Genomic DNA, 20,952 nt, shown 5'->3' with positions numbered 1-20,952 from the left:
ACTAGACCTGTAGCCGTCATTCATGGAGGAATCGGCTCGATGAGCAACCGTGCAGTCCTTGAGGTGATCGCCCTCGACGAGAAGGACGCGGTCGCCGCCCAGGCCGGTGGGGCGGACCGCCTTGAGCTGGTCACCGACATGGCGGCCGACGGGCTGACCCCGTCACGGACCGGCTTCGCCGCGATCCGCGCCGCCGTGGACATTCCGCTGCGCGTGATGCTCAGGCTGACGGACGGCTTCGCGGCGGGAGACATCGCCGCGCTGGTGTCCCGTGCGTCCGAACTCCGGGAGGCGGGCGCGGACCAGTTCGTGCTCGGCTTCCTGACGGCGGACGGCGACGCGGACCTGGTGGCGATGGAGCGGCTGATCGCGGTCCTGGACGGCTGCCGGTGGACCTTCCACCGGGCGATCGACCGCACGGGCGACCGCGACGCACTGCGCAAGCAGCTCGCGGACCTGCCCGGACTCGACACCTACCTCACGGCGGGCGCGGCGACCGGCGTCGACGACGGCCTCCCCGTCCTCAAGGCGGAGGCCGCCCGGTCCGGCGAGCCGGGGTACGAGCCCCAGATCCTGGTGGGCGGCGGCCTGCGCCTCGACCACCTCCCGGAACTCCGCGCGGCCGGCCTCGACGCCTTCCACATCGGCGGCGCAGCCCGTCCCCGGGGCTGGACGTCCCCGGTCGACGCGGCGGCGGTCCGGGTGTGGCGCGAGGCGCTGGGCGGGTAGGGCGCCGGGCGCTCGGTTGGTTCCTTGACCTTGACCTTGGGGCAGGGCTCAGACTCCTCGGCATGGCGTCGGCCGCAACGGCCGACGCGTCCTGCCGAGCGAGGGGGAACGACCATGAGCGAGCCCGTCCAGACCGTCGAGAACAGGAACGACACCAAGCGGGCCCGGCGGATGCCGTTGGCCGTGGCGGCCGCGGGGGTGGTGGTCGCGCTGGTGGGCGGGGTGGCCGCGCCCGGGATGGCCGCCGCGGACAGCCGGGTGGCGGCCGCGCCGAAGGCCGCCGCCGGGCAGGAGCGGCCCGAACTGCGGGAGACCATGCGGGCGTTGGTCGAGGCCGGTTTCGCCGGGGTGCAGGTGCGCGTGCGCGACGAGCGGGGCGACTGGGTCGGCAGCGCCGGGGTGCGTAAGCTGGGCGGGAGCGCCAAGCCGTCGACCGACGGAGCGTTCCGGGTGGGCAGTTCCACCAAGACCTTCGTCTCGACCGTGATGCTCCAGCTGGTGGCCGAGGGCAAGGTCGGCCTCGACGCCCCCGCGGCCGACTACCTGCCCCGGTTCGAGCTGGACCGGCGGATCACCGTACGGATGCTGCTCCAGCACACCAGCGGGCTCTTCAACTTCACCGGCGAGTACTACCCCGACGGGACGGTCGTGCCCGGGATCCCCTGGCAGGGCCAGGAGTGGGTGGACAAGCGGTTCCACACCTACCAGCCGGAAGAGCTCGTACGGTTCTCCCTGGCCAGGCCGACGCGGTTCGAGCCGGGGACGGACTGGAGCTACGCCAACACCAACTACGTACTGGCCGCGCTGCTGATCGAGCAGGTCACCGGGCGTCCGTACGGCGACGAGATCGCGCGCCGGATCCTTCGGCCGCTCGGGCTGCGGGACACCCTGGTGCCCGGCACCGCGCCGGGGATCCCCGGGCCGTACGCCCACGGCTACCACCGGTACCAGGACGCCACCGGCGCGTGGAAGACGCTCGACGTCTCCCGCCAGAACCCGTCCTGGATCTCCGCGGGCGGCGAGATGATCTCGACCACCGAGGACCTCGCGACGTTCGCGTCCGCGCTCAACGGCGGCCGGCTCCTGCCGGACCACCTGCTGGCCGAGATGCGCGTTCCGCACCCCAAGAGCGGTGAACACCGGTACGGGCTCGGGCTGTTCGTGCAGGATATGGGCGAGGACTGCGGTGGCGGTACGGTCTTCCACCACAACGGCGGGGTCAACGGCTACGGGACGCTGATGTACAGCTCGCCCGACGGCAGCAGGACCCTGACCGCCTCGGTGACCATGGGGGACAAGGAGATCGACTTGGTGAAGACCTTTCCGAAGCTGCGGGAGAGGCTCGTCAAGGAGGTCTTCTGCGACGGGCCGACGACGAACTGAGGGTGGGCGAGCGGGGATGGCGGGGAAGACGGCCGGCGGCGTCACGATCGGGCAGGCGGCGGCGTTCGCCGGCGTCACGGTGAAGACCGTGCGCCACTACCACCAGCACGGCCTGGTCGGCGAGCCACGCCGGGACAGCTCCGGCTACCGGCGGTACGGATCGGCCGACCTGCTGCGCCTTGTCCAGGTCCGGACCCTGGCCGCCGCCGGCGTACCGCTGGCCGAGGTCGGGCCGCTGCTCGACGCGGACGCCGAGCGGTTCGCCGTCGCGCTCGCCGACGTCGAGCAACGGCTCACCGACCGGATCGCCGACCTCGCCGCCCGGCGGGACACCCTGCGCCAACTCGCCGACGGCGACCGGCTCCTGCTGCCCGCCCCCGCCCTCGCGGTCCTGGACCGGCTCACCGAGCTCGGCTTCGACCCCGAGTACGTGGCCGCCCAGCGGGAAGCCCTCGTCCTGGCCAGGGCGATGGCGCCGGCGGTCTACGACAGCTTCCTGACCCAGCTCGCCCACCGCCTCGACGATCCCGAGTACGTCCGGCTCACGAAGCTCTGCCTGGAGGCCGAGGGCTGGCGACCGGACGACCCGCGGATCGAGGAGCTGGCCTCCGCCCTGGCCGACAACCTGCTGGCCCGCCCCGAGCTGCTGGCTGTGCCGAAGGGCTTCCGGGCCCAGCCCGACGCCGACACCCGGTACGAGATGATCAACTCGCACCGGGAGGAGCAGCTGCCGAACTCGGTCCGGGTGACCGCCCTGGTCGAGGAGAAGCTGCGCGCGGCCGGCTTCCCGGTCCCGCGCCACTGACGGCCTCAGCACGGCGCTTCCGGGGAATCGTAGATCCCCAGCTCCAGGCGGTCGTTGGGCCGCCGCACAGCATGCGCCGCCGTCAGGCTGGGCGCTCGGCCAGCCGGAGCGTCAGCAGCCCCAAGTAGCAGCCGAGCAGGAACCGGTCGTTCTCCAGGGACCGTTCCGTGAGGAACATGGCGCTGGGCACCGTGCAGGCGACGGTGGGCGGGACGGCCGCCCTCGGCTGGTTCGCCACCCTGTGGTGGCTGGGCCCGGCCCGCCGCCGCCGGGCCCGCCGCCGCCCGGCCCGCCGCCGCCGGGCCCGCCGCCGCCGGGCCCGGCGGCGCGGATGAGGGCCCAGGGCCGGACTCTCAGCGGCCGCCGGCCACCCTCAGTACCGTTCCGGTCGTGTACGAGGCGTCGGCGGACAGCAGCCACGCCACCGCCGCCGCGATCTCGTCCGGCCGCCCCGGGCGGCCCAGCGGGATCGTCGCCGCCGCCCGCGTGGGGCGGTCCGGGTCGCCCATCGCCGCGTGCATGTCGGTCTCGACGAGGCCGGGGGCCACCGCGTTGACCCGGATGCCGTCCGGGCCCAGCTCCTTCGAGAGGCCCACGGTCAGCGCGTCGGTCGCCGCCTTCGCCGCCGCGTAGTGGACGTAGTCGCCGGGGCTGCCGAGGGTGGCGGCGGCGGAGGAGATGTTCACGATCGCCCCGCCGCCCCGGGCGGCCATGTCGCGGGCGGCTCGGCGGCAACAGAGCAGGTAGCCGAGGAGGTTGACCTCCACCACCCGGCGCAGGTCCTCGGTCGTGGCGTCCGCCAGGCGCCCGAGCGGCCCGGTCACACCGGCGTTGTTGACGAGCCCGGTCACCGGACCGCCCAGTTCCGCCTCGGCCGTGTCGAAGAGCCGCTCGACGTCGGCCTCGACCGACGTGTCCACCCGCACGACCACGCACCGCGCACCGGCCGCCCGGACGGCTGCCGCCGTCTCCTCGGCGGCGGTGACATCCCGTACGTAACCGAGCACGAGATCGTGCCCCTCCGATGCCAGCCGTACGCAGGTCGCGGCGCCGATCCCCCGGCTGCCGCCCGTGACGACGGTCGTACGTGACATGGTGTCCCACCCTTCTCGCGGTCGCGCCGCCCCCACCGTAAATCGCTCGCCGCAAATCGCTCGCCGCGCCGACGGCCCGCTGGCTACCCTGCGCGCCATGGCCGAGCTCGTACGCAGACTGATCGCAGCCCAGTTCCCGCAGTGGGCGGAGCTGCCTGTCACGCGCGTGCGCTCGGCCGGCACGGACAACGACATGTACCGCCTCGGCGAGCGCCTCGCGGTCCGGCTGCCCAAGAACGCCGGGAGCGCCGGGTCCATCGCCAAGGAGCAGCGCTGGCTGCCGTACCTGGCCCCGCACCTGCCGCTGCCCGTACCGGTGCCGGTGGGCCACGGCGTGCCCGGGGAGGGCTTCGGCCTGCCCTGGTCGGTGTACGACTGGCTCGACGGCGCCAACGCCTACGACGAGCCGATCGCCGATCTCGCCCACGCGGCCGTCGAGTTGGGCCGGTTCGGTGCGGCGATGCGCCGCGTGGACGCGACCGGCGGCCCGAGGTCGTTCCGGGGCGGCCATGTCACCGAGTGGGCGGAGGGCGCCACCGAGGGCGCGATCCGGGACCTCGGCGCGGACGGCCTGTTCGACCCGGACCAGGTGACCGAGGCCTGGGAGTCGGTGCTGCGGCTGCCGCAGTGGGACGGGCCGCCCCGGTGGGTCCACGGCGATCTGCTGCCCGGCAACCTGCTGGCCCGCGCCGGCCGGCTGAGCGCCGTCATCGACTTCGGCGCCGTCGGCACCGGCGACCCCGCCTGCGACATGATGGCCGCCTGGACCCTCCTCACCGCCGAGACCCGCCCGCTCTTCCGGGGGGCGGCGGAGGTCGACGACGCGACGTGGGCGCGCGGGCGCGGCTGGGCGCTGTGCTGGGGCGTGGTGACGGAGCGCGAGTACGCCGGCGTCAACCCGGTCCTGGCGGCGGTGGCACGCCGGTCGTGGTCGGAGGCGCTCGCCGAGTTCTGACCGGAACGTGGGGGCAGGGGGCTTCTCATCGCTGCCCTCAGGTCTCACCATGCACCTGACTACTCGTGCGTAACACCGCGTAGGGGGAAGCGTGTTGAGGCTCCGTGTCAGTTTCGTGGCGTTGCCGGCCCTGGTGACATCCATGCTCGTCGCCCAGGCCGCCGCCCCTGCTCAAGCGTCCGCCCGTACCCCCGTCGTCTTCGTCCACGGCTACAACGCCGACCCGGGTGTCTGGGGCGGCCTGCGCGAGGACCTCAAGGCGGACGGCTACACGGACGCCGAGCTGTTCTCCTTCGGCTACGACACCCACCGGTCGGTCAACGAGTCCATCGCCGGCGAGCTGGCCGCGTACGTGGAGGACGTCAAGCAGCGTACGGGCGCGAGCCGGGTCGACCTCGTCGCCCACTCCTTCGGCAGCCTGGTCACGCGCTGGTACGTGAAGTTCGACGGCGCCGGTCAGTCGTCCGTCGCCCACTGGGTCTCGCTCGCGGGCCCCAACCACGGCACCGGCACCGCCTGGGCCTGCGCGCTGTGGGACCAGGCCTGCCGCGACATGACCCCGGGCTCGTACGTACAGAAGAAGCTCGCGGAGGGCGACGAGACACCCGGCGCCGTCCGCTACGCCACCTGGTGGTCCAACTGCGACGAGGTCATCAACCCGGACGACAGCGTCCCCCTGACCGGCGCCACCAACAACGCGGCGGGCTGCCTCGACCACAACGCGCTGCTGGGCGACGACGGGGTGTCCCAGGGGGTACGAGCCTTCCTCGCGTCCTGAGCGCCCGGCTGAGCCGGCGCTATGCGTCCAACTGCTCGGGCAGCGGCGAGGAGTGGACGACCGTCAGCCCGGAGACGGCACGCGTCAGGGCCACGTACAGCCGCCGCAGGCCCGTCCGCTCGTCCGGTTCGCCGTCCACGACGGCGGCCGGGTCGTCCAGGACCACGTAGTCGTACTCCAGGCCCTTGGCGAGCGAGGCGGGGACGAGGGTCAGCCGGGACTCGGCCGTCGTCTCCTCGCCGGGGGAGAGGTACGCGAGGCCCGCGCCGGTCAGCGCCTCGGCGAGCGGCGCGATCCGGGCGTCGGCGGCGATCAGGCCGATGGAGCCCTCGCGCTCCAGGGCCTCCAGGCAGGCCGCGACGACCGCCGTGTCCAGCTCCTGCGGTTCGCGGTGGCGGATCGACAGGGAGCCCGGGTTCTCCCGGACCGACTCGACGGCCGCGAGCCCCGGCGACATGTGCGGCAGCAGCCTCGACGCGTACGCGATGACCTCGCGCGGCACACGGAAACCGGCGGTCAGCTCCTCGACCACGGCCTCCGGCTTGCCCAGGTGCCCGAGGGCCTGTGCCCAACTCCCGGTCGCCCAGGGCGTGGTGCCCTGCGCCAGGTCGCCGAGGATCGTCGCCGAACCGGTCGTACAGCGGCGGCCCACGGCCCGGTACTGCATCGGGGACAGGTCCTGCGCCTCGTCGATGACCACGTGGCCGAGCGAGTGCGTGCGCTCCACCAGGTCCTTCGCCTCGTCGATGAGGACGGCGTCCGCCGCCGACCACTTCGCCGACTTCACCGACCGGGCGGGCTTCGCCCACAGCAGCAGCTTCTGCTCGTCGTCGGTCAGGATGCCGGCCGCGTGCTCGGCGAGGAAGTCGGCATCGCTCAGGAGCCGCAGCACCAGCTTCGCCGGGTCGACCGGCGGCCAGAGCGTCTTGACGGCCGCCTTCACGGCCGCGTTGCGGGCGACCGCGTCCTGCACCCGGTCGTCGGGGGCCTCGCCCGCCTGCTCCATGCGGACCAGGACGGTGTGGGCGATGCGCTGCGGGAGGGCGTCGCGGGCGGCGCCGTAACGGATGTCGCGGTCGAGCAGCTCGCGGACGATCTCCTCCAGTTCGTACGCGGGGACGCGCCAGCGGCGCGAGCCGCGCACCACGACCAGCGGCTCGGTCGGCAGCGTGACGTGCGAGCGGACCGCCCGCCGCAGCACCTCCGCCATCCGCGCGTCGCCCTTGACGACCGCCGTCGCCGCCTCGTCCGTACCCCGGACCTCGACGTGCGCGACGAGGTCGTCGACGGTCGACTGCTGCACCTCCAACTCGCCGAGGGCGGGGAGAACCTGCTCGATGTAGTGAAGGAAGGACCGGTTCGGCCCGATGACGAGCGTGCCGGTACGGGCGAGCCGCTCCCGGTGCGCGTAGAGCAGGTACGCGACCCGGTGCAGGCCCACGGCGGTCTTTCCGGTGCCGGGGCCGCCCTGCACACAGACGCTGCCGGCGAGCCCGGACCGGACGATCTCGTCCTGCTCGGGCTGGATGGTGGCGACGATGTCCCGCATCGGCCCGACGCGGGGCCGCTCGATCTCGGCCTGGAGCAGCTTGCTGGTCTGTTCCAGCTCGGCCGGGTCGGAGAGGTGCTCGTCCTCGTACGCGGTGAGGTCACCGCCCGTGTAACCGAACCGGCGCCGCAGCCCGACGTCCTGCGGGTCCTTCTTCGAGGCCCGGTAGAAGGGCTGGGAGACGGGTGCGCGCCAGTCGATGACCATGGGGTCGCCGCCGGCGTCGTGCACGTGCCGGCGCCCGATGTACAGCGCTGAATCAGCTGCCTCCGGCAGCGGGCGCTGCCCCTCCTGGATGGTGTGCAGATAGTCGAGCCGCCCGAAGAAGAGGGGCGTGTGGGACAGGTCGGCGAGCGCCTTGATGCGCTCCTCGATCTGGCGGCCGAGGACGGCGGCGTTGACCCAGTTCGCGGTGACGTCCTTGATGTCGAGCGCCTCGACGTCCTCACGCATCGCGCGCAGCGCGGCACGCGAGTCGGCGAGATGGGCGCGCTCGCGCGCGAGCGGGTCGGACATGGCGGTGCCTCCGGTGGGCGTACATGTGCGGGCATGCGGACATGACAGGGCGGCCGCCGGTTTCCGACCGGGCGAAACCAATGGGGCTGCCCGTAGGGCATCAGTTGAGGGTGGTGGTGGGAGACGGGCGGGAGCGCTCCACGGGGGAGGCGGGGGAAGTCGGAGATTGTAGCTTCGGGGGTGAGGGGGAGGCGAACGATTATTTACGGCCGGCGCCCCGTAGGGGACGGTCTCCGACCTGAGGGGGACGAGAGTTCCACCCCCAGCCGGATGTGTTCGGAATGTCCGGATTCCATCATGGAGGCATGGCTACAGCGACCTTCACCCCGGACCGTACGATCCCCCACCCCCGCTCCCACCACCCGGTCGGCCTCGCGCTCCGCGCGATACGCGCCTACGGCGCGGCCGCCGTCGGCGTCGTCGTCCTCGGCGAGTACCCGGAGGAGGCGGGGGTGCGGAACCCCCGCCCCCGCTACCGGGGCCACCCGGACTGAGCGTCAGTCCTCCGGCAGCAGGATGTCGGCGTCGTCGAAGATCCGCAGCACGACGAGCAGCAACCGCCCCCGGGACACCACGTACTCCGCCAGGATCTGCGAGGTCAGCCGGATCTCCCGGTCCTGCTCTCCAGGCCCTATGGGCCGGGAGAGCTCGGTGTACGGGTCACGGGCCAGGATCTCGACAGCCTTGTCGAACGAGGCTCGCCGCGCAGGGTCCAGGCGATCGCGGGAACTCGCGGCCGACTCGGTGAACAGCACCTCGTAGATGTCCTGATGAGGCATGGCTCCTCCCGCCCTCCTACTCGTCCCGCTCCAGCGTACCGAGCGCCGACGGGGCGCGGCACGGCTTGGGCGGGCCGCCCTGGCCCGCCTGATCAGCCCGCCTGCTCGCCGTCGGTCTGCTTCCCGTCGGTCTGCTTCCCGTCGGCCGCCAGCAGCTCGTCCGCGTCGACGATCCGGTACGCGTACCCCTGCTCCGCCAGGAACCGCTGCCGGTGGGCGGCGAAGTCCTGGTCGATCGTGTCGCGGGCGACGACGGAGTAGAAGTGCGCCTGGTGGCCGTCGGCCTTCGGCCGGAGCACGCGCCCGAGCCGCTGCGCCTCCTCCTGCCGGGACCCGAAGGTGCCGGACACCTGGATGGCGACGGTGGCCTCGGGCAGGTCGATGGAGAAGTTGGCGACCTTCGAGACGACGAGGACGCTGATCTCGCCGTTCCGGAAGGCGTCGAAGAGCTTCTCGCGCTGCGCGTTCGAGGTCTCGCCCTTGATGACGGGCGCGTCCAGGTGCTCGCCGAGCTCGTCGAGCTGGTCGATGTACTGGCCGATGACGAGGATCTGCTGCCCGGCGAACTTCCGTACCAGCGCCTCGGTGACCTTGCGCTTCGTCGCCGTCGTGGCGCAGAAGCGGTACTTCTCCTCCTGTTCGGCGGTCGCGTACGCGAGCCGCTCGGAGTCGGTGAGGTTGACCCGTACCTCGACGCAGTCGGCGGGCGCGATGTACCCCTGCGCCTCGATCTCCTTCCACGGCGCGTCGAACCGCTTCGGCCCGATGAGCGAGAAGACGTCCGACTCGCGCCCGTCCTCGCGCACGAGGGTGGCGGTGAGCCCGAGCCGCCGCCGGGCCTGCAGGTCGGCGGTGAACTTGAAGACGGGCGCGGGCAGCAGGTGCACCTCGTCGTAGACGATGAGGCCCCAGTCGCGGGAGTCGAAGAGTTCCAGGTGGGGGTAGATCCCCTTCCGCTTGGTCGTCAGCACCTGGTAGGTGGCGATGGTGACCGGGCGGATCTCCTTCTTCGTACCGGAGTACTCGCCGATCTCGTCCTCGGTGAGCGAGGTCCGCTTGACGAGCTCGTGCTTCCACTGGCGGGCGGAGACGGTGTTGGTCACGAGGATGAGCGTGGTGGCCTTGGCCTGAGCCATGGCACCGGCTCCGACCAGCGTCTTTCCTGCGCCACAGGGCAGCACGACGACCCCGGAGCCGCCGTGCCAGAAGCCCTCGACGGCCTGCTTCTGGTACGGGCGGAGGGCCCAGCCGTCCTCGGCGAGGTCGATCCGGTGGGCCTCGCCGTCGACGTAACCGGCGAGGTCCTCGGCCGGCCAGCCCAATTTCAGCAGGGTCTGCTTGATCTGCCCGCGCTCGGAGGGGTGCACGGCGACGGTGTCCTGGTCGATCCGGACGCCGACGAGCGGCTGCACCTTCTTCGACCGGAGGATCTCCTCCAGGACGGGCCGGTCGGTGCTGGTCAGGACGAGCCCGTGGGTGGGGTGCTTGGAGAGCGTGAGCCGCCCGTACCGCGCCATGGTCTCGGCGACGTCCACGAGGAGCGCGTGCGGCACGGGGTACCGCGAGAACTCCACGAGCGCGTCGACGACCTGCTCGGCGTCGTGCCCGGCGGCCCGCGCGTTCCACAGCCCGAGCGGCGTGACCCGGTACGTATGAATGTGCTCGGGCGCCCGCTCCAGCTCCGCGAACGGCGCGATGGCCCGCCGGCAGGCATCGGCCTGCTCGTGGTCGACCTCCAGGAGCAGCGTCTTGTCGCTCTGGACGATGAGTGGTCCGTTCACGTACGTACATCCCTTCGCACGGGCCAAACATCCAGTGTGCCTGAGGTCCGGCCGTTGTCGGTGTGGCCTGCCACACTGAAGGCGACCGGTTCCGCGAGAGGGAGGTGGCGAGATGAGCGTCGCGCACGATCCGCACTATGGGCCCTGGACCATAGAAGAAGTCCTGGCATTGGGGGAGGACCGTGGTCAGCGTCGTGAATTGATGGGGGAAGCGCTCGTGATGTCTCCGGCTCCGGGATTCAAGCACCAGCGGGCGTCGCTCCGCCTGGCGATGCTGCTGGATAGCGCCGTTCAAGCCTCGGGAGCCCCGGCCGAAGTCCTCGAAGCGGTCAATCTCGTCCTGCCCGACGGGCTCTTCATCCCGGACATCGTGGTGGTCGAGGCGGCCGCCGCCGCCGAGAACCCGGTGACGTGCGACGCCGACGACGTGCTGCTCGTCGTGGAGATCGTCTCGCCCTCGTCGTCCGGCCGCCGCACCGACCGGCTGCTGAAGCCGCCGTACTACGCGGAGGCGGGCATCGAGCACCTGTGGCGGCTCGAACTGGAGCCGGTGCCGACGCTGGTCGTCTGCGAGCTGCAGGACGGCCGCTATGTGGAGCGGACCGTCGCGGAGGCGGGGCGGACGACGCTGATCGAGAAGCCGTTCCCGGCGGAGGTCGATCCAGCGGCCCTCGTCGCCCCCAGGACCTAGACCTGGTCCTCCGCCAGTTCCGCCACCCCTGTGATCCGGTGCAGCGGGTACGTGCGGACCTCGTCCGCCGTGTGGTCGTAGCCGGTGACGAAGCCGCCCTCCACGCGGACCGGGGCGATCACGCGCTGGCTGGCCGCGCCCTCCGCGTTGACGTAGCCGATCCAGACGGCCGAGCCCGTCATCGCCGCGGCCTGGACCGTGGCCAGGGTCTCGGCCGACGAGGTGCGGGGGAGTTCGCCCGCCGCGCGGGCCGGGGCTTCCGGGCGTTCCTTCCGGACGGCCGTCGACGCCAGGTCGCCCGCCCGGATCGCCCGGACCGCCGCCCCGAGCAGCGTCGCGTCCGGGGCGGGCGGGCCGTCGGGGACGGGGGCGGGCGCGGTGCGGGCGCCCGTGCGGTACGCGTCGGCGCGGGTGATCAGGACGTCGCCGGCGGCGGACTCGGCGGCCGGGGCGTACCCCATCGACCGCAGCCCGTCGAGCAGCGCCCCCGGGTCCGTCTGCGCGGCCAGCACCGTCGGCGCGAGGCGCCGCAGCCGCAGCGACGCGGACCGCTTGTCGGCCAGGATCTCGCCCAGCATCGCGTCGTCGTCGCACCGTACGTACGCCGACGCCGCGCCGATCCGGAGGTGGCCGTGCCGCCGCGCCACGTCGTCGATCAGGTACGAGAGCGGCTGCGGCACCGGCGTACGGGAGTGGGCCGTCAGGAAATCCTGCAGGTCGGAGGCGCTGCGACCGGCGTCGAGCGCGCGCCGGACCGAGCCGGGGGTGAACCGGTACACCGTCGCGCCACCCTTCGACTCCACGTCCGCGAGCACGGACAGCGTGTCGGCGAGCGGCCGCCGGAGGGGTCCTGGCGCCACGGCGGTCAGGTCGGCCTGGAGGAGGACGTGGTCCACGGCCTCCGGGAGCAGCGGGGCGAGCAGCGTCGCCGCCCGTGCGGCGGCGACCGACAGCTCCACGCCGTGCTCCGCCACCGGCTCGGCGACCGCCTCCGCGAGCGGCAGGTTCAGCAGCGCCCGCGCGGGCGAGGCGAGGGCCCCGCGCCCGGTGATCCCGAGCATCTCGGCCTCCCCGAGCGTCCAGAGGGCCAGCCGGGAGCGGAGGTCGGTGGGGCCGGGGGTGGTGCCGTACGCGGTGGGCGCCATGCCCATCCCTGTGCCCGCGCTCGCGCCCCTGCCCGCCCCATCCTGCGCCTGCGCCTGCGCCGTCCCGCCCCGCAGCGGGCGTTCCCACCGCAGCCGGGCCAGCAGCGCCGCCGGGTCCGCCGCCGCGCCCGGCTCCAGCGTCGCCTGCAGCGTCAGGACCCGGCGCCGTACCTCCGGGGCCGCGCCCCGGTCGAGGTCCGGGCCCAGGGTCGAGAGCGTGCGGCCCTTCGCGTCCTGGCCGCCCACCAGGCCCGCCGTGCGCGTCGCGGTCAGCCAGGCCGTGGCGAGGCGGGCCCAGCGTTCGGCGGGCGGCAGGTCGAGCCAGTCGTCGTACGCGGGCGTCGGCGCGTACCGCTCGTCCGCCTCGCCGTCCGAGGCCAGCAGCCCCGCCCCGTAACAGAGCTCCAGCCAGAACGCGGCGACCGGCTCCGCCACGTCCAGGGCGACGGCGGTCCGCTTGAGGTCCCGTACGGACAACCCGCCCGCCCGGAGCACGGCGGGGCCGCCCTGGTCCCAGCTCTTCAGCAGCTCCTCGACCGTCGCCAGCGCCGCGTGCGCCTGGCCCGCCGCCGCGTTGTCCACAACCTGGGGACGGTACTCGCGCAGAACCGTCAGCTCGGGCGCGCGCGGCTCCGGCGACCGGTGCGCGCGGCCGCCGCGCAGATGCAGGGCGGCCTCCCGGGGCAGCACGACCGTACGGGGCGAGGCGGGCAGCAGCAGACCGCGGTCGCGCAGCCAGCGCACCGGCGGGGCGGGGTTCGCCGTCACCTCGCCGTACGGCGGGCCCCAGACCAGCCGGTCGAGGACCGCCAGGGCCTCCGGCGGCGCGGTGTCGAGCAGCGCGCCCATCCGGTCCCGGTCGGTGAACAGCTCCGTCAGCGCGGCGACGGCCGAGACGGGATCGTGGGTCGCCGGCAGCCCGGCGGCGGCGATGATCTCCTGGATCCGGCCGGGCGACATGCCGGCCGTCGACTCGGAGACCGTCGGCCCGAGACCGGTCGGGGACGGGTGCTGCGGCGACGGCGCGAGCAGCTCGCGAGCGGTTCGGACGAGCCGCAGCCGGTCGTCCTCGCCCCAGACCAGGGCCTGTTCGCGCAGCGACTCGACGGCCCGGGGCAGCGCCGCCTCGATGTCCGGGTCACCGTCGTCGCCGGTGAGGAGGGCGAGGAGTACGGCGTACGGGGCGGGGTCCGGGGCCACCGCGAGCGCCTCGGCGGTCTGGAGCGCGAACCGGTCGAGCCGTTCGAGCGCGCGGACGACGGAACCGCGGGTACCGGCCCGGGTCGCCAGCTGGGTCAGGTCGTTCGGCACCGGGGAGAGCAGGTCCGGGCGGGCGCGCAGCAGCGCGACGAGCCCCTCGTCGCCCCGCGCGCGCAGCGCCTCCGCGAGCGTGCGCGGCGCGGCGGCGGCACTGGTTTCTCCGGGCACGTGCGCCTCCCGATCGAGCTCACCGATCCCCATCCGGACCACGTTAGCCCCTGCGCGGGCGCTAACGTCGGGGCGTACCGGCTGTGAAGGGGACTGAAGGGGACTGGTGGGGGACTGTGGGGATCGAGAGCGACCAGTTGGTCTTCGACTATCTGAGCCGGGTGGGCGATCTGGCGCAGCAGCGACAGCTGCCGTCGGCGGCGCGGATGAAGCTCGTCTCGTCGCTCCGGGGCGAGATCGACCGCCGGCGCGCCACGTTCGGCCGGCAGAGTCCGGCGGCGATACGGGGCATCCTCGACGAACTCGGCTCGCCGGACGAGGTGGTGGACCGGGCGGCGGGTACGGCGCCGCAGCCGGAGGTACGGGAGGTTCTTCCGGAGGTACCGGCGCAGCGGCGTGGCGGCCTGTCGCGGAAGAAGAAGCCCCCCGTACCGAAGCCGCGTCGTGCGGAGGACGCCGAGTCCTGGCCGACGCCGCCGCACCTCGCGGGGACGGACGAGGTCGGCGCGGCGGACACGGATCCGGACTGGTGGCGGCTTGACGACGAGGTCGAGGAGTCGCTGCCGGGGGACGAGCTGGTGCCGGGGTTCCGGGGCGGGGTGGAGATCCCGGACCTGCTGAAGCCGCCGGTGGTGGAGGGGGAGGAGGACGGGGAGCCCGGAGAGGCCGACGGGTCCGAAGAGTGGGAAGGGTCCGACGAGGAGGCTGAGCGGCCGCCGCTGTGGCGACGCGTCCTGCGGGTGCGCCGGCCCGCGGCGGAGGAGGGCGGCGGCGGCTTCCGCCTGGGCAGCCCGGTCCTCGTCCTGGCGGCACTCCTGCTCCTGGGCGGCGTGATCTTCGGCAACCTGCTGGCCCTGGCCCTGGGCTGGCTCCTGGCCTACGCCTCGCGCCGCCTGTCCCGTACGGAGTCCCAGTGGGCGGTCGTCGTCCTCCCGGCCCTGGCCGCCGCGGCGGGCGCGGCCTGGCTCTGGGGCCGCGTGGAGGGCCGCTGGGGGGAGCCGGTCGGGGCGGGCGGCGAGGCGATGGGGGCGGCGGTCTCGGAGACCTGGCCGTGGACGCTCAAGGGCGCGGCCCTCGCCTCGGCCGCCTTCCTCCTCTGGCGCGCCCGCCGCACCTCGTAGGACGGCTCAGGGCGTCCGCCGGACCGGCAGCGGTCCGCGCCGGGCGGACGGCCTCGGGCAGGGACGGCCCGGGCACGTACAGGGTGGCCGGCCAGGGCGGTACGCCGTCGGCGTCGGCGTCGATCAGCTCGGCGGTATAGGCGCCGCGGACCCGTCGAGCCGCCGTGATCTCCCGGCGGGACCGGTGCCGGAAGTCCGGGTCGCCGGCCGGCTCCGGCCGTACGACCTTGATGGCCACCGCCCGGCCGCCCGGTGTGTGCGACGGATGGACCCGGCCCATGCCGCCCGCGCCGAGCCTGGCGGCGAGGCGGTAACCCGCCTCCACGAGCGGATCCTCCGGCCCCAGTGGCTGGAACACCTCGGTCGCGTCGCGCATCGGCATGTCGTCCCCCTGAACCCCGGATTCCCCTGATCAGCCCCGCCAGGGTTCGCGGTCAAGGACCGTACGATCCCTCGCCCTCCAGCGCCTCGCCCTTCAGCGCCTCGCCCTTCAGCGCCTCGCCCTTCAGCGCCCCGGCCTCCAGCGCCCCGGCCTCCAGCGCCCCGGCCTCCCGTGCCGCGTCCCCCGCCCACGGCGCCCCCGGCACGACGAGCGGCGAGCCCGTCACCGGGTCCGGGACCACCACCGACTCCAGGCCGAAGACGTCCCGTACCAGGTCCGCCGTCACGATCTCCGCCGGCGGGCCCTCCGCCACCACCCGGCCCGCCTTCATGGCGACCAGGTGGTCCGCGTACCGCGCCGCCTGGTTCAGGTCGTGCAGGACGACGACCACCGTCCGGCCCCGCGTCACGTTCAGGCGCCGTACCAGGTCCAGGACCTCCACCTGGTGGGCGATGTCCAGGTACGTCGTCGGCTCGTCGAGCAGCAACAGCTCCGTCTCCTGCGCGAGCGCCATCGCGATCCAGACCCGCTGCCGCTGCCCGCCCGACAGCTCGTCCACCGACCGGTCGGCGAGCGCGGCGACGTCCGTCCGCTCCATCGCCTCCACGACCGCCCGCTCGTCCGCCTCCGACCACTGCTTCCACCACGCCTGGTGCGGCTGGCGGCCCCGCGACACCAGGTCGCCGACCGTGATCGCGTCCGGCGCCACCGGCGTCTGCGGCAGCAGCCCGATCGACTGCGCGATCCGCTTCGTCGGCAGCTTCGCCAGCGACTCCCCGTCGAGCAGCACCGCCCCGCCCGCCGGCTTGAGCAGCCGCCCGAGCGCCCGCAGCGTCGTCGACTTCCCGCACGCGTTCGGTCCGACGATCACCGTCACCCTACCGTCCGGAACGCCCAGGTCGAGGTCCTCCACGACCGTACGGTCCTCGTACGCGAGCGTCAGCCCACGCGCGGTCAGCCGGCTCTGGCCCAGGCTCACGTCGTTCCTCCCACAGTTCGGCTCCGCACGATGAGCCAGATCAGATACGGCGCGCCCACCGCCGCCGTCAGCACACCCACCGGCAGCTCGGTCGGCGAGAACAGCCGCTTGCCCAGCAGGTCCGCCAGGACCACCACGAACGCCCCCATCAGGGCCGACGACAGCAGCGGGATCTGTGCCGTACGCGTCATCCGCCGGGCGATCTGCGGAGCGAGCAGCGCCACGAAGTCCACCGGCCCGGCCACCCCCGTCGCCACCGACGCGAGCACCACGCCCACCACCACGAGCCCGAGCCGGACCCGCCCCAGCGAGACGCCCAGCGCCGTCGCCGTGTCGTCGTCGAGCGACACCGTGCGCTGCGCCCGCGCCGCCCACAGGATCGCGGGGAGCGCGAGCAGCAGCGTCCAGCGGATCGGCGCGGCCTCGTCCCAGCCGCGCCCGTTGAGCGAGCCGGTCATCCAGACCTGGGCCTGCTGGGCGACCAGGTAGTCGCCCTTCGTCATGAAGAGGGTGATCAGGGAGCGCAGCGCGATCGCGAAGCCGATGCCGATGAGTACGAACCGGGTCGCGTGCAGCCCGCCGCGCCAGGCGAAGGCGTACACGAGCGCGGCCGCGGCGATCCCGCCGACGATCGAGAGGTACGGCAGGACGGTGAACGACGTGAGGCCGAAGGTCATCGCGCCGACCGTCAGCGCGCCCGCGCCCTGGCTGATGCCGATGATGTCGGGGCTGGCGAGCGGGTTGCGGGCGACGGTCTGGATGAGCGCGCCCGCGACGCCGAACGCGGCGCCGACCATCAGGCCCACCGCGAGCCGGGGCATCCGCAGCTCCTCGACGACGAACGCGGACCGCGAGTCCTGCCCCAGGAGCACCTTCAGCACCTCGGACGGCTCGACGAACTTCTCGCCGACACAGAGGTACGCGACCGAGACGGCCGCGAGCAGCACCACAAGCCCCACGGCCACCACCGCGGACCGCCGGTGCAGCAGGAACGATCCGCTGCCCGCGCGTACGACCCCGTACCCAGCAGGCCTGACCTTGAGGCCGGTGGTCGTCACGCCGGCACCGCCTTCCGCCGCACCAGCGTCACCAGGAACGGCACCCCGATGAGCGCCGTCATCACCCCCGCCGGGACCTCGCCCGGCGGGAAGAGGATCCGCCCGATCACATCCGCGACCAGCAGCATCACGGGCCCCACGAGCGCCGCCATCGGCAGCACCCAGCGGTGGTCGCTGCCCACGATCGCGCGGGCGATGTGCGGGACCGCGAGGCCGACGAACGCGAGCGGACCGGCCGCCGCGACCGCCGCGCCGGTCAGTACGGTCGCCCCGAGCCCGCCGACGATCCGTACGGTCGCGACCCGCTGGCCGAGCCCCTTCGCCACGTCCTCGCCGAGCGCGAGCGCGTCCAGGCCGCGGGCCACGGACACCACGAGCACCGCGCCGAGGATCAGGAAGGGCCAGACCTGGCCGACGACCTCCGCGTCCCGCCCGTCGAGCGAGCCCATCTGCCAGAACCGGAACTCGTCGAGCGCCGACGCCTTCGTCGTGAGGATCCCGGTCGTCACCGACAGCAGCAGCGCGTTGATCGCGGCGCCGCCGAGCGCCAGCTTCACCGGGGTCGCCCCGCCGCGCCCGCCGGAGGCGATGGCGTACGCCGCGACCGAGGCGAGCGCCGCGCCGGCGAAGCCGAACCAGACGTACCCGGTCAGCGTGTGCACCCCGGCGAAGGCGATCGCGACGACCACACCCACCGAGGCGCCCTGGCTGATGCCGAGGATGCCGGGGTCGGCGATCGGGTTGCGGGTGATGCCCTGGAGGGCCGTACCGGCCAGCGCGAGCGCGGCGCCGACCATCAGCCCGATCAGCGTCCGCGGCACCCGCATCTGCCGTACGACCTCGGCGTCGGGGCTCGTCCCACCGCGCAGCAGGGCGTCCAGGACGGTGGAGGGGGCCACGGGCCTGGCCCCCACGGCGAGGCTCAGCAGGACCGCCACGAGCAGGGCGACGACGGCGACGGCGGTGGCCAGAACGCGTCTGGAACGGAGAGCGGCGGTCATCGAGGCCCATCGGGAGGTGCGCGGTCGGTTCGGTAAGGCTTGGCTCAGTGCGCCCACAGTCTAAGCAGCGGCCGGATTCGAACACCCAGGCACAATGTCCCTCATGACTCCCACCGTCGGCTTCGACCTCGACATGACGCTCATCGACTCCCGCCCCGGCATCAAGGCCACCTACCAGGCCTTCTCCGCGCAGGTCGGCGTCCCGATCGACGCCGACCTCGCCGTGTCCCGGCTCGGCCCGCCGCTGGAGCACGAGCTGGCGAACTGGTTCCCGGCGGTGGAGATAGCGGAGCGGGTCGTCCAGTACCGCGCGCTCTACCCGACGTACGCGATCGAGCCCTCGCTCGCGCTGCCCGGCGCCAGGGATGCGATTCAAGCCGTTCGCGAGGCGGGTGGCCGGGCGATCGTCGTCACCGCCAAGAACGAGCCGCACGCCAAGCTGCACCTCTCCCACCTCGGCATCGACCCCGACGCCGTCATCGGCGGACTGTGGGCCGAGGGCAAGGCGGAGGCGCTGCGCGAGTACGGCGCGGGGGTGTACGTCGGCGACCACACCGGCGACGTACGCGGCGCCGCGACCGCGGGCGCCCTGTCGGTGGCCGTGGCGACCGGCCCGTGCGACGAGAACGAGCTGCGCGGGGCGGGCGCGGACGTCGTCCTGGCCGACCTGACGGAGTTCCGTGCCTGGTGGGAGGCGTACCGGGGCTAGTTGCCCCCGGCCGCGACCGCCTTCGCCTGGCGCCGCTGGGCGCCGATCGACCGCAGCACGCCGGCGCCCGCGACCAGGAATCCGACGCCCATCAGCATGCACACGCCGTACGCGATCGGCGGGAACGGGTCGGTGCCCAGGAACAGCGGCGCGACCGTGACCAGCGTGGCCACCGCGCCGATGATGAAGACGATCGCACCGGCACGGACGAGACCGTCACCCGGAGCGGAGTCGTCCGACGAGGCGTCCGACGGGGCCGAAGGGGTATTCAAGAGCTGGCTCTTTTCTGCGTGTCACTACTGAGTGTTGGCACGGGGCCGTGGAAGGGCTGGGCGTTCGGTTGGGACCGGTGAGCTCTCCCGGCCTGTTTCGCTGACCAGTCCAGTGTGAGGCCTGGGGGCCTGAGGGTGTGGACGGGGTTCGAGTCCCGTCTCCCCGGTGTGGAGCGTTGCCGCACCCCTGCGCCCCCACGCCCACGTGGTGAAGCTGAGCGGTGCGAACACGTGTTCCGTGAGTCGCTGGATCGCGTACTGGAGTACGGAATCCGCGTGCTTGTGTGACATGCAGGCCTATTGTCTGGTCTCGTGAAGCTGGTGGTGCAGGTGAAGCTGCTGCCGTCGTCCGAGCAGGCGGCGGCACTGGAGGCGACCCTGCGCGCCTGCAACCGCGCCGCCACCCATGTCGCTGCCGTCGCCTTCGAGCAGGGTGTGAAGGACCGCAACGGGCTGCATAAGCTCCTGTACACCAACATCAAGGCCACCTTCGGTCTGTCGGCGCAGCCTGCGGTGCGGGTGGTGAAGAAGGTGGTCGACGCCTACACCGCTCTGGCGGCCCAGGCGAAGGCCGGTCTGCTCGGCAAGCCGACGTCGAAGCGGTACCTCAAGGCGATGAGCGGCCCGGTCTCCTTCCGCCCGGAGGCGGCGCAGCCCTTCGATGACCGATGCCTGTCCTGGCAGGCCGATGCCTGCACGGTGTCGATCTGGACGGTTGATGGGCGTCTGAAGGGAATCCGGTACACCGCGTCCGCCGACCAGCTCAAGACCTTGACGGAGCACCGGCGGGGCGAGTCCGATCTCGTGCAGCGCAAGGGCAAGTGGTACCTGCTCGCCACCTGCGAGGTCCCCGAGCTTGAGGTGTACGAACCGGTCGACTGGATTGGTGTCGATCGCGGCATCGTCAACCTTGCCACGACCAGCGACGGTACCAATTATCAGGGCCGTCGCCTCACCCGCTACCGCCGCTGGCAGGCGCGGAAGCGCGCGGAGTTGCAGGCGAAGGGCACCCGGTCGGCCAAGCGGCGGCTGGCCCGCCGCTCGGGGAAGGAGCAGCGTCATGCCATGCACGTGAACCATCGGATCAGCAAGGAGATCGTGTCTGTCGCGCAACGCACCGGTCGGGGGATTGCCGTCGAAGTGCTCGACGGGATCCGGGACCGGGTACGGCTTCGACGCGACCAGCGGGGCAGGATCTCCTCTTGGCCGTTCCATCAACTGGGGCAGCACCTTGCCTATAAGGCCCGCAGGGCCGGGGTGCCATATCTGGAGGTGGATCCGGCCTACACATCGCAGCGCTGCCCCCGTTGTGGACATACCGAGCGGTCCAACCGGCCCACTCGGGACCACTTCTGTTGTCGTCGGTGCGGCCTCGCTGGGCCCTCCGACCACGTCGCCGGGGTCAACGTGCGCGATCGCGCACGCTCGGCGTGGGCATTCGTCACCATGCCCGTCCCCGCCCGGCCTGAGCGATCAATCAGGGAGCCGTCGGGGAGATGCGACCCGTGACCGTCCTGTCGTAGGGGGCAGTCGGGAGCGCGACGAAGCGTGAACGCAGGGCCGAGCGCACAAGCTCGGCCGTTCACGGCCGAGAAGGTGACTACGCATTCGGCCTGAGCAGCCCGTCGGAACGAACCGCCGATGTCGTGGCCCAAAGATTTTTTGCCGCCGACGGTCACGCAGGAGAGCGGTAACTGGACAGGGCTGACTGTCGGCTCCCCTAGTACTCCAGCTGTAGATCGTGATCCTGCTGGTGGGGGCGGGTTCGGGAACGGGTACGGCCACCGATGATCATCG

20 protein-coding genes and 1 pseudogene are annotated in these 20,952 nt (G+C 73.0%); 11 read left to right on the top strand and 10 right to left on the bottom strand.

Annotation, left to right across the window (positions count from 1 at the left end; translation table 11 throughout):
• Positions 1-39: 39 nt before the first annotated feature.
• From Q5762_RS33740 to Q5762_RS33725, 4 genes are all read left to right on the top strand, one after another.
• Positions 40-729, top strand: a complete 690-nt coding sequence (locus Q5762_RS33740; RefSeq protein WP_315896113.1) for a copper homeostasis protein CutC — start codon at positions 40-42, stop codon at positions 727-729.
• A 237-nt stretch (positions 730-966) separates the two neighbouring features.
• Positions 967-2,112 carry a serine hydrolase domain-containing protein gene (locus Q5762_RS33735; RefSeq protein WP_315896149.1) on the top strand — a complete coding sequence of 382 codons (1,146 nt, stop codon included), beginning with the start codon at positions 967-969 and terminating at the stop codon, positions 2,110-2,112.
• A 16-nt stretch (positions 2,113-2,128) separates the two neighbouring features.
• On the top strand, positions 2,129-2,917 hold the full coding sequence (locus Q5762_RS33730; protein WP_315896112.1) for a MerR family transcriptional regulator: 789 nt from the start codon (positions 2,129-2,131) through the stop codon (positions 2,915-2,917).
• Between the two features lie 176 nt (positions 2,918-3,093).
• Positions 3,094-3,252, top strand: coding sequence for a hypothetical protein (locus Q5762_RS33725; protein ID WP_315896111.1), 159 nt, complete (start codon positions 3,094-3,096; stop codon positions 3,250-3,252).
• An 18-nt stretch (positions 3,253-3,270) separates the two neighbouring features.
• Here the strand turns inward: Q5762_RS33725 and Q5762_RS33720 are convergent, their stop codons facing one another.
• Positions 3,271-4,011 carry an SDR family oxidoreductase gene (locus Q5762_RS33720; protein WP_315896110.1) on the bottom strand — a complete coding sequence of 247 codons (741 nt, stop codon included), beginning with the start codon at positions 4,009-4,011 and terminating at the stop codon, positions 3,271-3,273.
• A 97-nt stretch (positions 4,012-4,108) separates the two neighbouring features.
• Here Q5762_RS33720 and Q5762_RS33715 point away from each other — a divergent pair, with 97 nt between their 5' ends.
• Both Q5762_RS33715 and Q5762_RS33710 read left to right on the top strand, forming a co-directional pair.
• Complete coding sequence (locus tag Q5762_RS33715) at positions 4,109-4,966, top strand: aminoglycoside phosphotransferase family protein (RefSeq protein ID WP_315896109.1); 858 nt, start codon at positions 4,109-4,111, stop codon at positions 4,964-4,966.
• 142 nt (positions 4,967-5,108) lie between these two features.
• Positions 5,109-5,744, top strand: a complete 636-nt coding sequence (locus tag Q5762_RS33710; RefSeq protein ID WP_315896108.1) for an alpha/beta fold hydrolase — start codon at positions 5,109-5,111, stop codon at positions 5,742-5,744.
• A 19-nt stretch (positions 5,745-5,763) separates the two neighbouring features.
• Here Q5762_RS33710 and Q5762_RS33705 read toward each other — a convergent pair whose 3' ends face one another.
• Entirely contained in the window at positions 5,764-7,809 is a 2,046-nt protein-coding gene (locus Q5762_RS33705) for an ATP-binding domain-containing protein (protein WP_315896107.1), read from the bottom strand.
• 305 nt (positions 7,810-8,114) lie between these two features.
• Between Q5762_RS33705 and Q5762_RS33700 the strand changes: the two genes are divergently transcribed.
• On the top strand, positions 8,115-8,303 hold the full coding sequence (locus Q5762_RS33700) for a hypothetical protein (protein WP_315896106.1): 189 nt from the start codon (positions 8,115-8,117) through the stop codon (positions 8,301-8,303).
• Between the two features lie 3 nt (positions 8,304-8,306).
• On the opposite strand, the gene Q5762_RS33695 is transcribed toward Q5762_RS33700, so the two are convergent.
• Both Q5762_RS33695 and Q5762_RS33690 read right to left on the bottom strand, forming a co-directional pair.
• Entirely contained in the window at positions 8,307-8,588 is a 282-nt protein-coding gene (locus Q5762_RS33695) for a hypothetical protein (RefSeq protein WP_315896105.1), read from the bottom strand.
• A 92-nt stretch (positions 8,589-8,680) separates the two neighbouring features.
• Positions 8,681-10,369, bottom strand: a complete 1,689-nt coding sequence (locus Q5762_RS33690; RefSeq protein WP_315896104.1) for a DNA repair helicase XPB — start codon at positions 10,367-10,369, stop codon at positions 8,681-8,683.
• 112 nt (positions 10,370-10,481) lie between these two features.
• Here Q5762_RS33690 and Q5762_RS33685 point away from each other — a divergent pair, with 112 nt between their 5' ends.
• Positions 10,482-11,060 (top strand): Uma2 family endonuclease, encoded by a 579-nt coding sequence (locus Q5762_RS33685; protein ID WP_315896103.1) that lies wholly within the window; start codon positions 10,482-10,484, stop codon positions 11,058-11,060.
• On the opposite strand, the gene Q5762_RS33680 is transcribed toward Q5762_RS33685, so the two are convergent.
• Positions 11,057-13,666 carry a helicase C-terminal domain-containing protein gene (locus Q5762_RS33680; protein ID WP_315896102.1) on the bottom strand — a complete coding sequence of 870 codons (2,610 nt, stop codon included), beginning with the start codon at positions 13,664-13,666 and terminating at the stop codon, positions 11,057-11,059. The genes Q5762_RS33685 and Q5762_RS33680 overlap by 4 nt on opposite strands.
• An 83-nt stretch (positions 13,667-13,749) precedes the next feature.
• On the opposite strand from Q5762_RS33680, the gene Q5762_RS33675 reads away from it, so the two are divergent.
• Positions 13,750-14,754 (top strand): hypothetical protein, encoded by a 1,005-nt coding sequence (locus tag Q5762_RS33675; RefSeq protein WP_315896101.1) that lies wholly within the window; start codon positions 13,750-13,752, stop codon positions 14,752-14,754.
• Between the two features lie 21 nt (positions 14,755-14,775).
• Here Q5762_RS33675 and Q5762_RS33670 read toward each other — a convergent pair.
• From Q5762_RS33670 to Q5762_RS33655, 4 genes and pseudogenes are all read right to left on the bottom strand, one after another.
• Positions 14,776-15,130, bottom strand: a pseudogene (locus tag Q5762_RS33670) (serine/threonine protein kinase); the annotation flags it as partial.
• A gap of 58 nt (positions 15,131-15,188) precedes the next feature.
• A complete protein-coding gene (locus Q5762_RS33665; RefSeq protein WP_315896100.1) occupies positions 15,189-16,115 on the bottom strand; it encodes an ABC transporter ATP-binding protein in 927 nt (308 codons plus the stop codon).
• Positions 16,112-17,173, bottom strand: coding sequence for an iron chelate uptake ABC transporter family permease subunit (locus tag Q5762_RS33660; protein WP_315896099.1), 1,062 nt, complete (start codon positions 17,171-17,173; stop codon positions 16,112-16,114). Before Q5762_RS33660 ends, Q5762_RS33665 begins: the two co-directional genes overlap by 4 nt.
• Positions 17,170-18,174 carry an iron chelate uptake ABC transporter family permease subunit gene (locus Q5762_RS33655; protein ID WP_315896098.1) on the bottom strand — a complete coding sequence of 335 codons (1,005 nt, stop codon included), beginning with the start codon at positions 18,172-18,174 and terminating at the stop codon, positions 17,170-17,172. The genes Q5762_RS33660 and Q5762_RS33655 overlap by 4 nt, the downstream gene beginning before the upstream one ends.
• 103 nt (positions 18,175-18,277) lie before the next feature.
• Here Q5762_RS33655 and Q5762_RS33650 point away from each other — a divergent pair, with 103 nt between their 5' ends.
• A complete protein-coding gene (locus Q5762_RS33650) occupies positions 18,278-18,883 on the top strand; it encodes a haloacid dehalogenase-like hydrolase (protein ID WP_315896097.1) in 606 nt (201 codons plus the stop codon).
• Here the strand turns inward: Q5762_RS33650 and Q5762_RS33645 are convergent.
• Positions 18,880-19,155, bottom strand: coding sequence for a hypothetical protein (locus Q5762_RS33645; RefSeq protein ID WP_315896096.1), 276 nt, complete (start codon positions 19,153-19,155; stop codon positions 18,880-18,882). The genes Q5762_RS33650 and Q5762_RS33645 overlap by 4 nt on opposite strands.
• Before the next feature lie 312 nt (positions 19,156-19,467).
• Here Q5762_RS33645 and Q5762_RS33640 point away from each other — a divergent pair, with 312 nt between their 5' ends.
• On the top strand, positions 19,468-20,664 hold the full coding sequence (locus Q5762_RS33640; RefSeq protein WP_315896095.1) for a transposase: 1,197 nt from the start codon (positions 19,468-19,470) through the stop codon (positions 20,662-20,664).
• Positions 20,665-20,952 lie beyond the last annotated feature (288 nt).

The sequence above is a fragment of the Streptomyces sp. P9(2023) genome (genome assembly GCF_032436795.1).
Taxonomy (GTDB): Bacteria; Actinomycetota; Actinomycetes; order Streptomycetales; family Streptomycetaceae; genus Streptomyces.
Note: the sequence above shows the minus strand (reverse complement) of the source record. Positions and strands in the feature narration are given on the sequence as shown.

What these genes read in the sequence shown, in the direction of transcription:
- Q5762_RS33655 (WP_315896098.1), bottom strand. Translation starts at nt 18,174, where the DNA reads ATGACCGCCGCTCTCCGTTCCAGACGCGTTCTGGCCACCGCCGTCGCC.
- Q5762_RS33720 (WP_315896110.1), bottom strand. Translation starts at nt 4,011, where the DNA reads ATGTCACGTACGACCGTCGTCACGGGCGGCAGCCGGGGGATCGGCGCC.
- Q5762_RS33685 (WP_315896103.1), top strand. Translation starts at nt 10,482, where the DNA reads ATGAGCGTCGCGCACGATCCGCACTATGGGCCCTGGACCATAGAAGAA.
- Q5762_RS33710 (WP_315896108.1), top strand. Translation starts at nt 5,109, where the DNA reads ATGCTCGTCGCCCAGGCCGCCGCCCCTGCTCAAGCGTCCGCCCGTACC.
- Q5762_RS33715 (WP_315896109.1), top strand. Translation starts at nt 4,109, where the DNA reads ATGGCCGAGCTCGTACGCAGACTGATCGCAGCCCAGTTCCCGCAGTGG.
- Q5762_RS33680 (WP_315896102.1), bottom strand. Translation starts at nt 13,666, where the DNA reads ATGGGGATCGGTGAGCTCGATCGGGAGGCGCACGTGCCCGGAGAAACC.
- Q5762_RS33705 (WP_315896107.1), bottom strand. Translation starts at nt 7,809, where the DNA reads ATGTCCGACCCGCTCGCGCGCGAGCGCGCCCATCTCGCCGACTCGCGT.
- Q5762_RS33735 (WP_315896149.1), top strand. Translation starts at nt 967, where the DNA reads ATGGCCGCCGCGGACAGCCGGGTGGCGGCCGCGCCGAAGGCCGCCGCC.
- Q5762_RS33695 (WP_315896105.1), bottom strand. Translation starts at nt 8,588, where the DNA reads ATGCCTCATCAGGACATCTACGAGGTGCTGTTCACCGAGTCGGCCGCG.
- Q5762_RS33730 (WP_315896112.1), top strand. Translation starts at nt 2,129, where the DNA reads ATGGCGGGGAAGACGGCCGGCGGCGTCACGATCGGGCAGGCGGCGGCG.
- Q5762_RS33650 (WP_315896097.1), top strand. Translation starts at nt 18,278, where the DNA reads ATGACTCCCACCGTCGGCTTCGACCTCGACATGACGCTCATCGACTCC.
- Q5762_RS33700 (WP_315896106.1), top strand. Translation starts at nt 8,115, where the DNA reads ATGGCTACAGCGACCTTCACCCCGGACCGTACGATCCCCCACCCCCGC.
- Q5762_RS33725 (WP_315896111.1), top strand. Translation starts at nt 3,094, where the DNA reads ATGGCGCTGGGCACCGTGCAGGCGACGGTGGGCGGGACGGCCGCCCTC.
- Q5762_RS33740 (WP_315896113.1), top strand. Translation starts at nt 40, where the DNA reads ATGAGCAACCGTGCAGTCCTTGAGGTGATCGCCCTCGACGAGAAGGAC.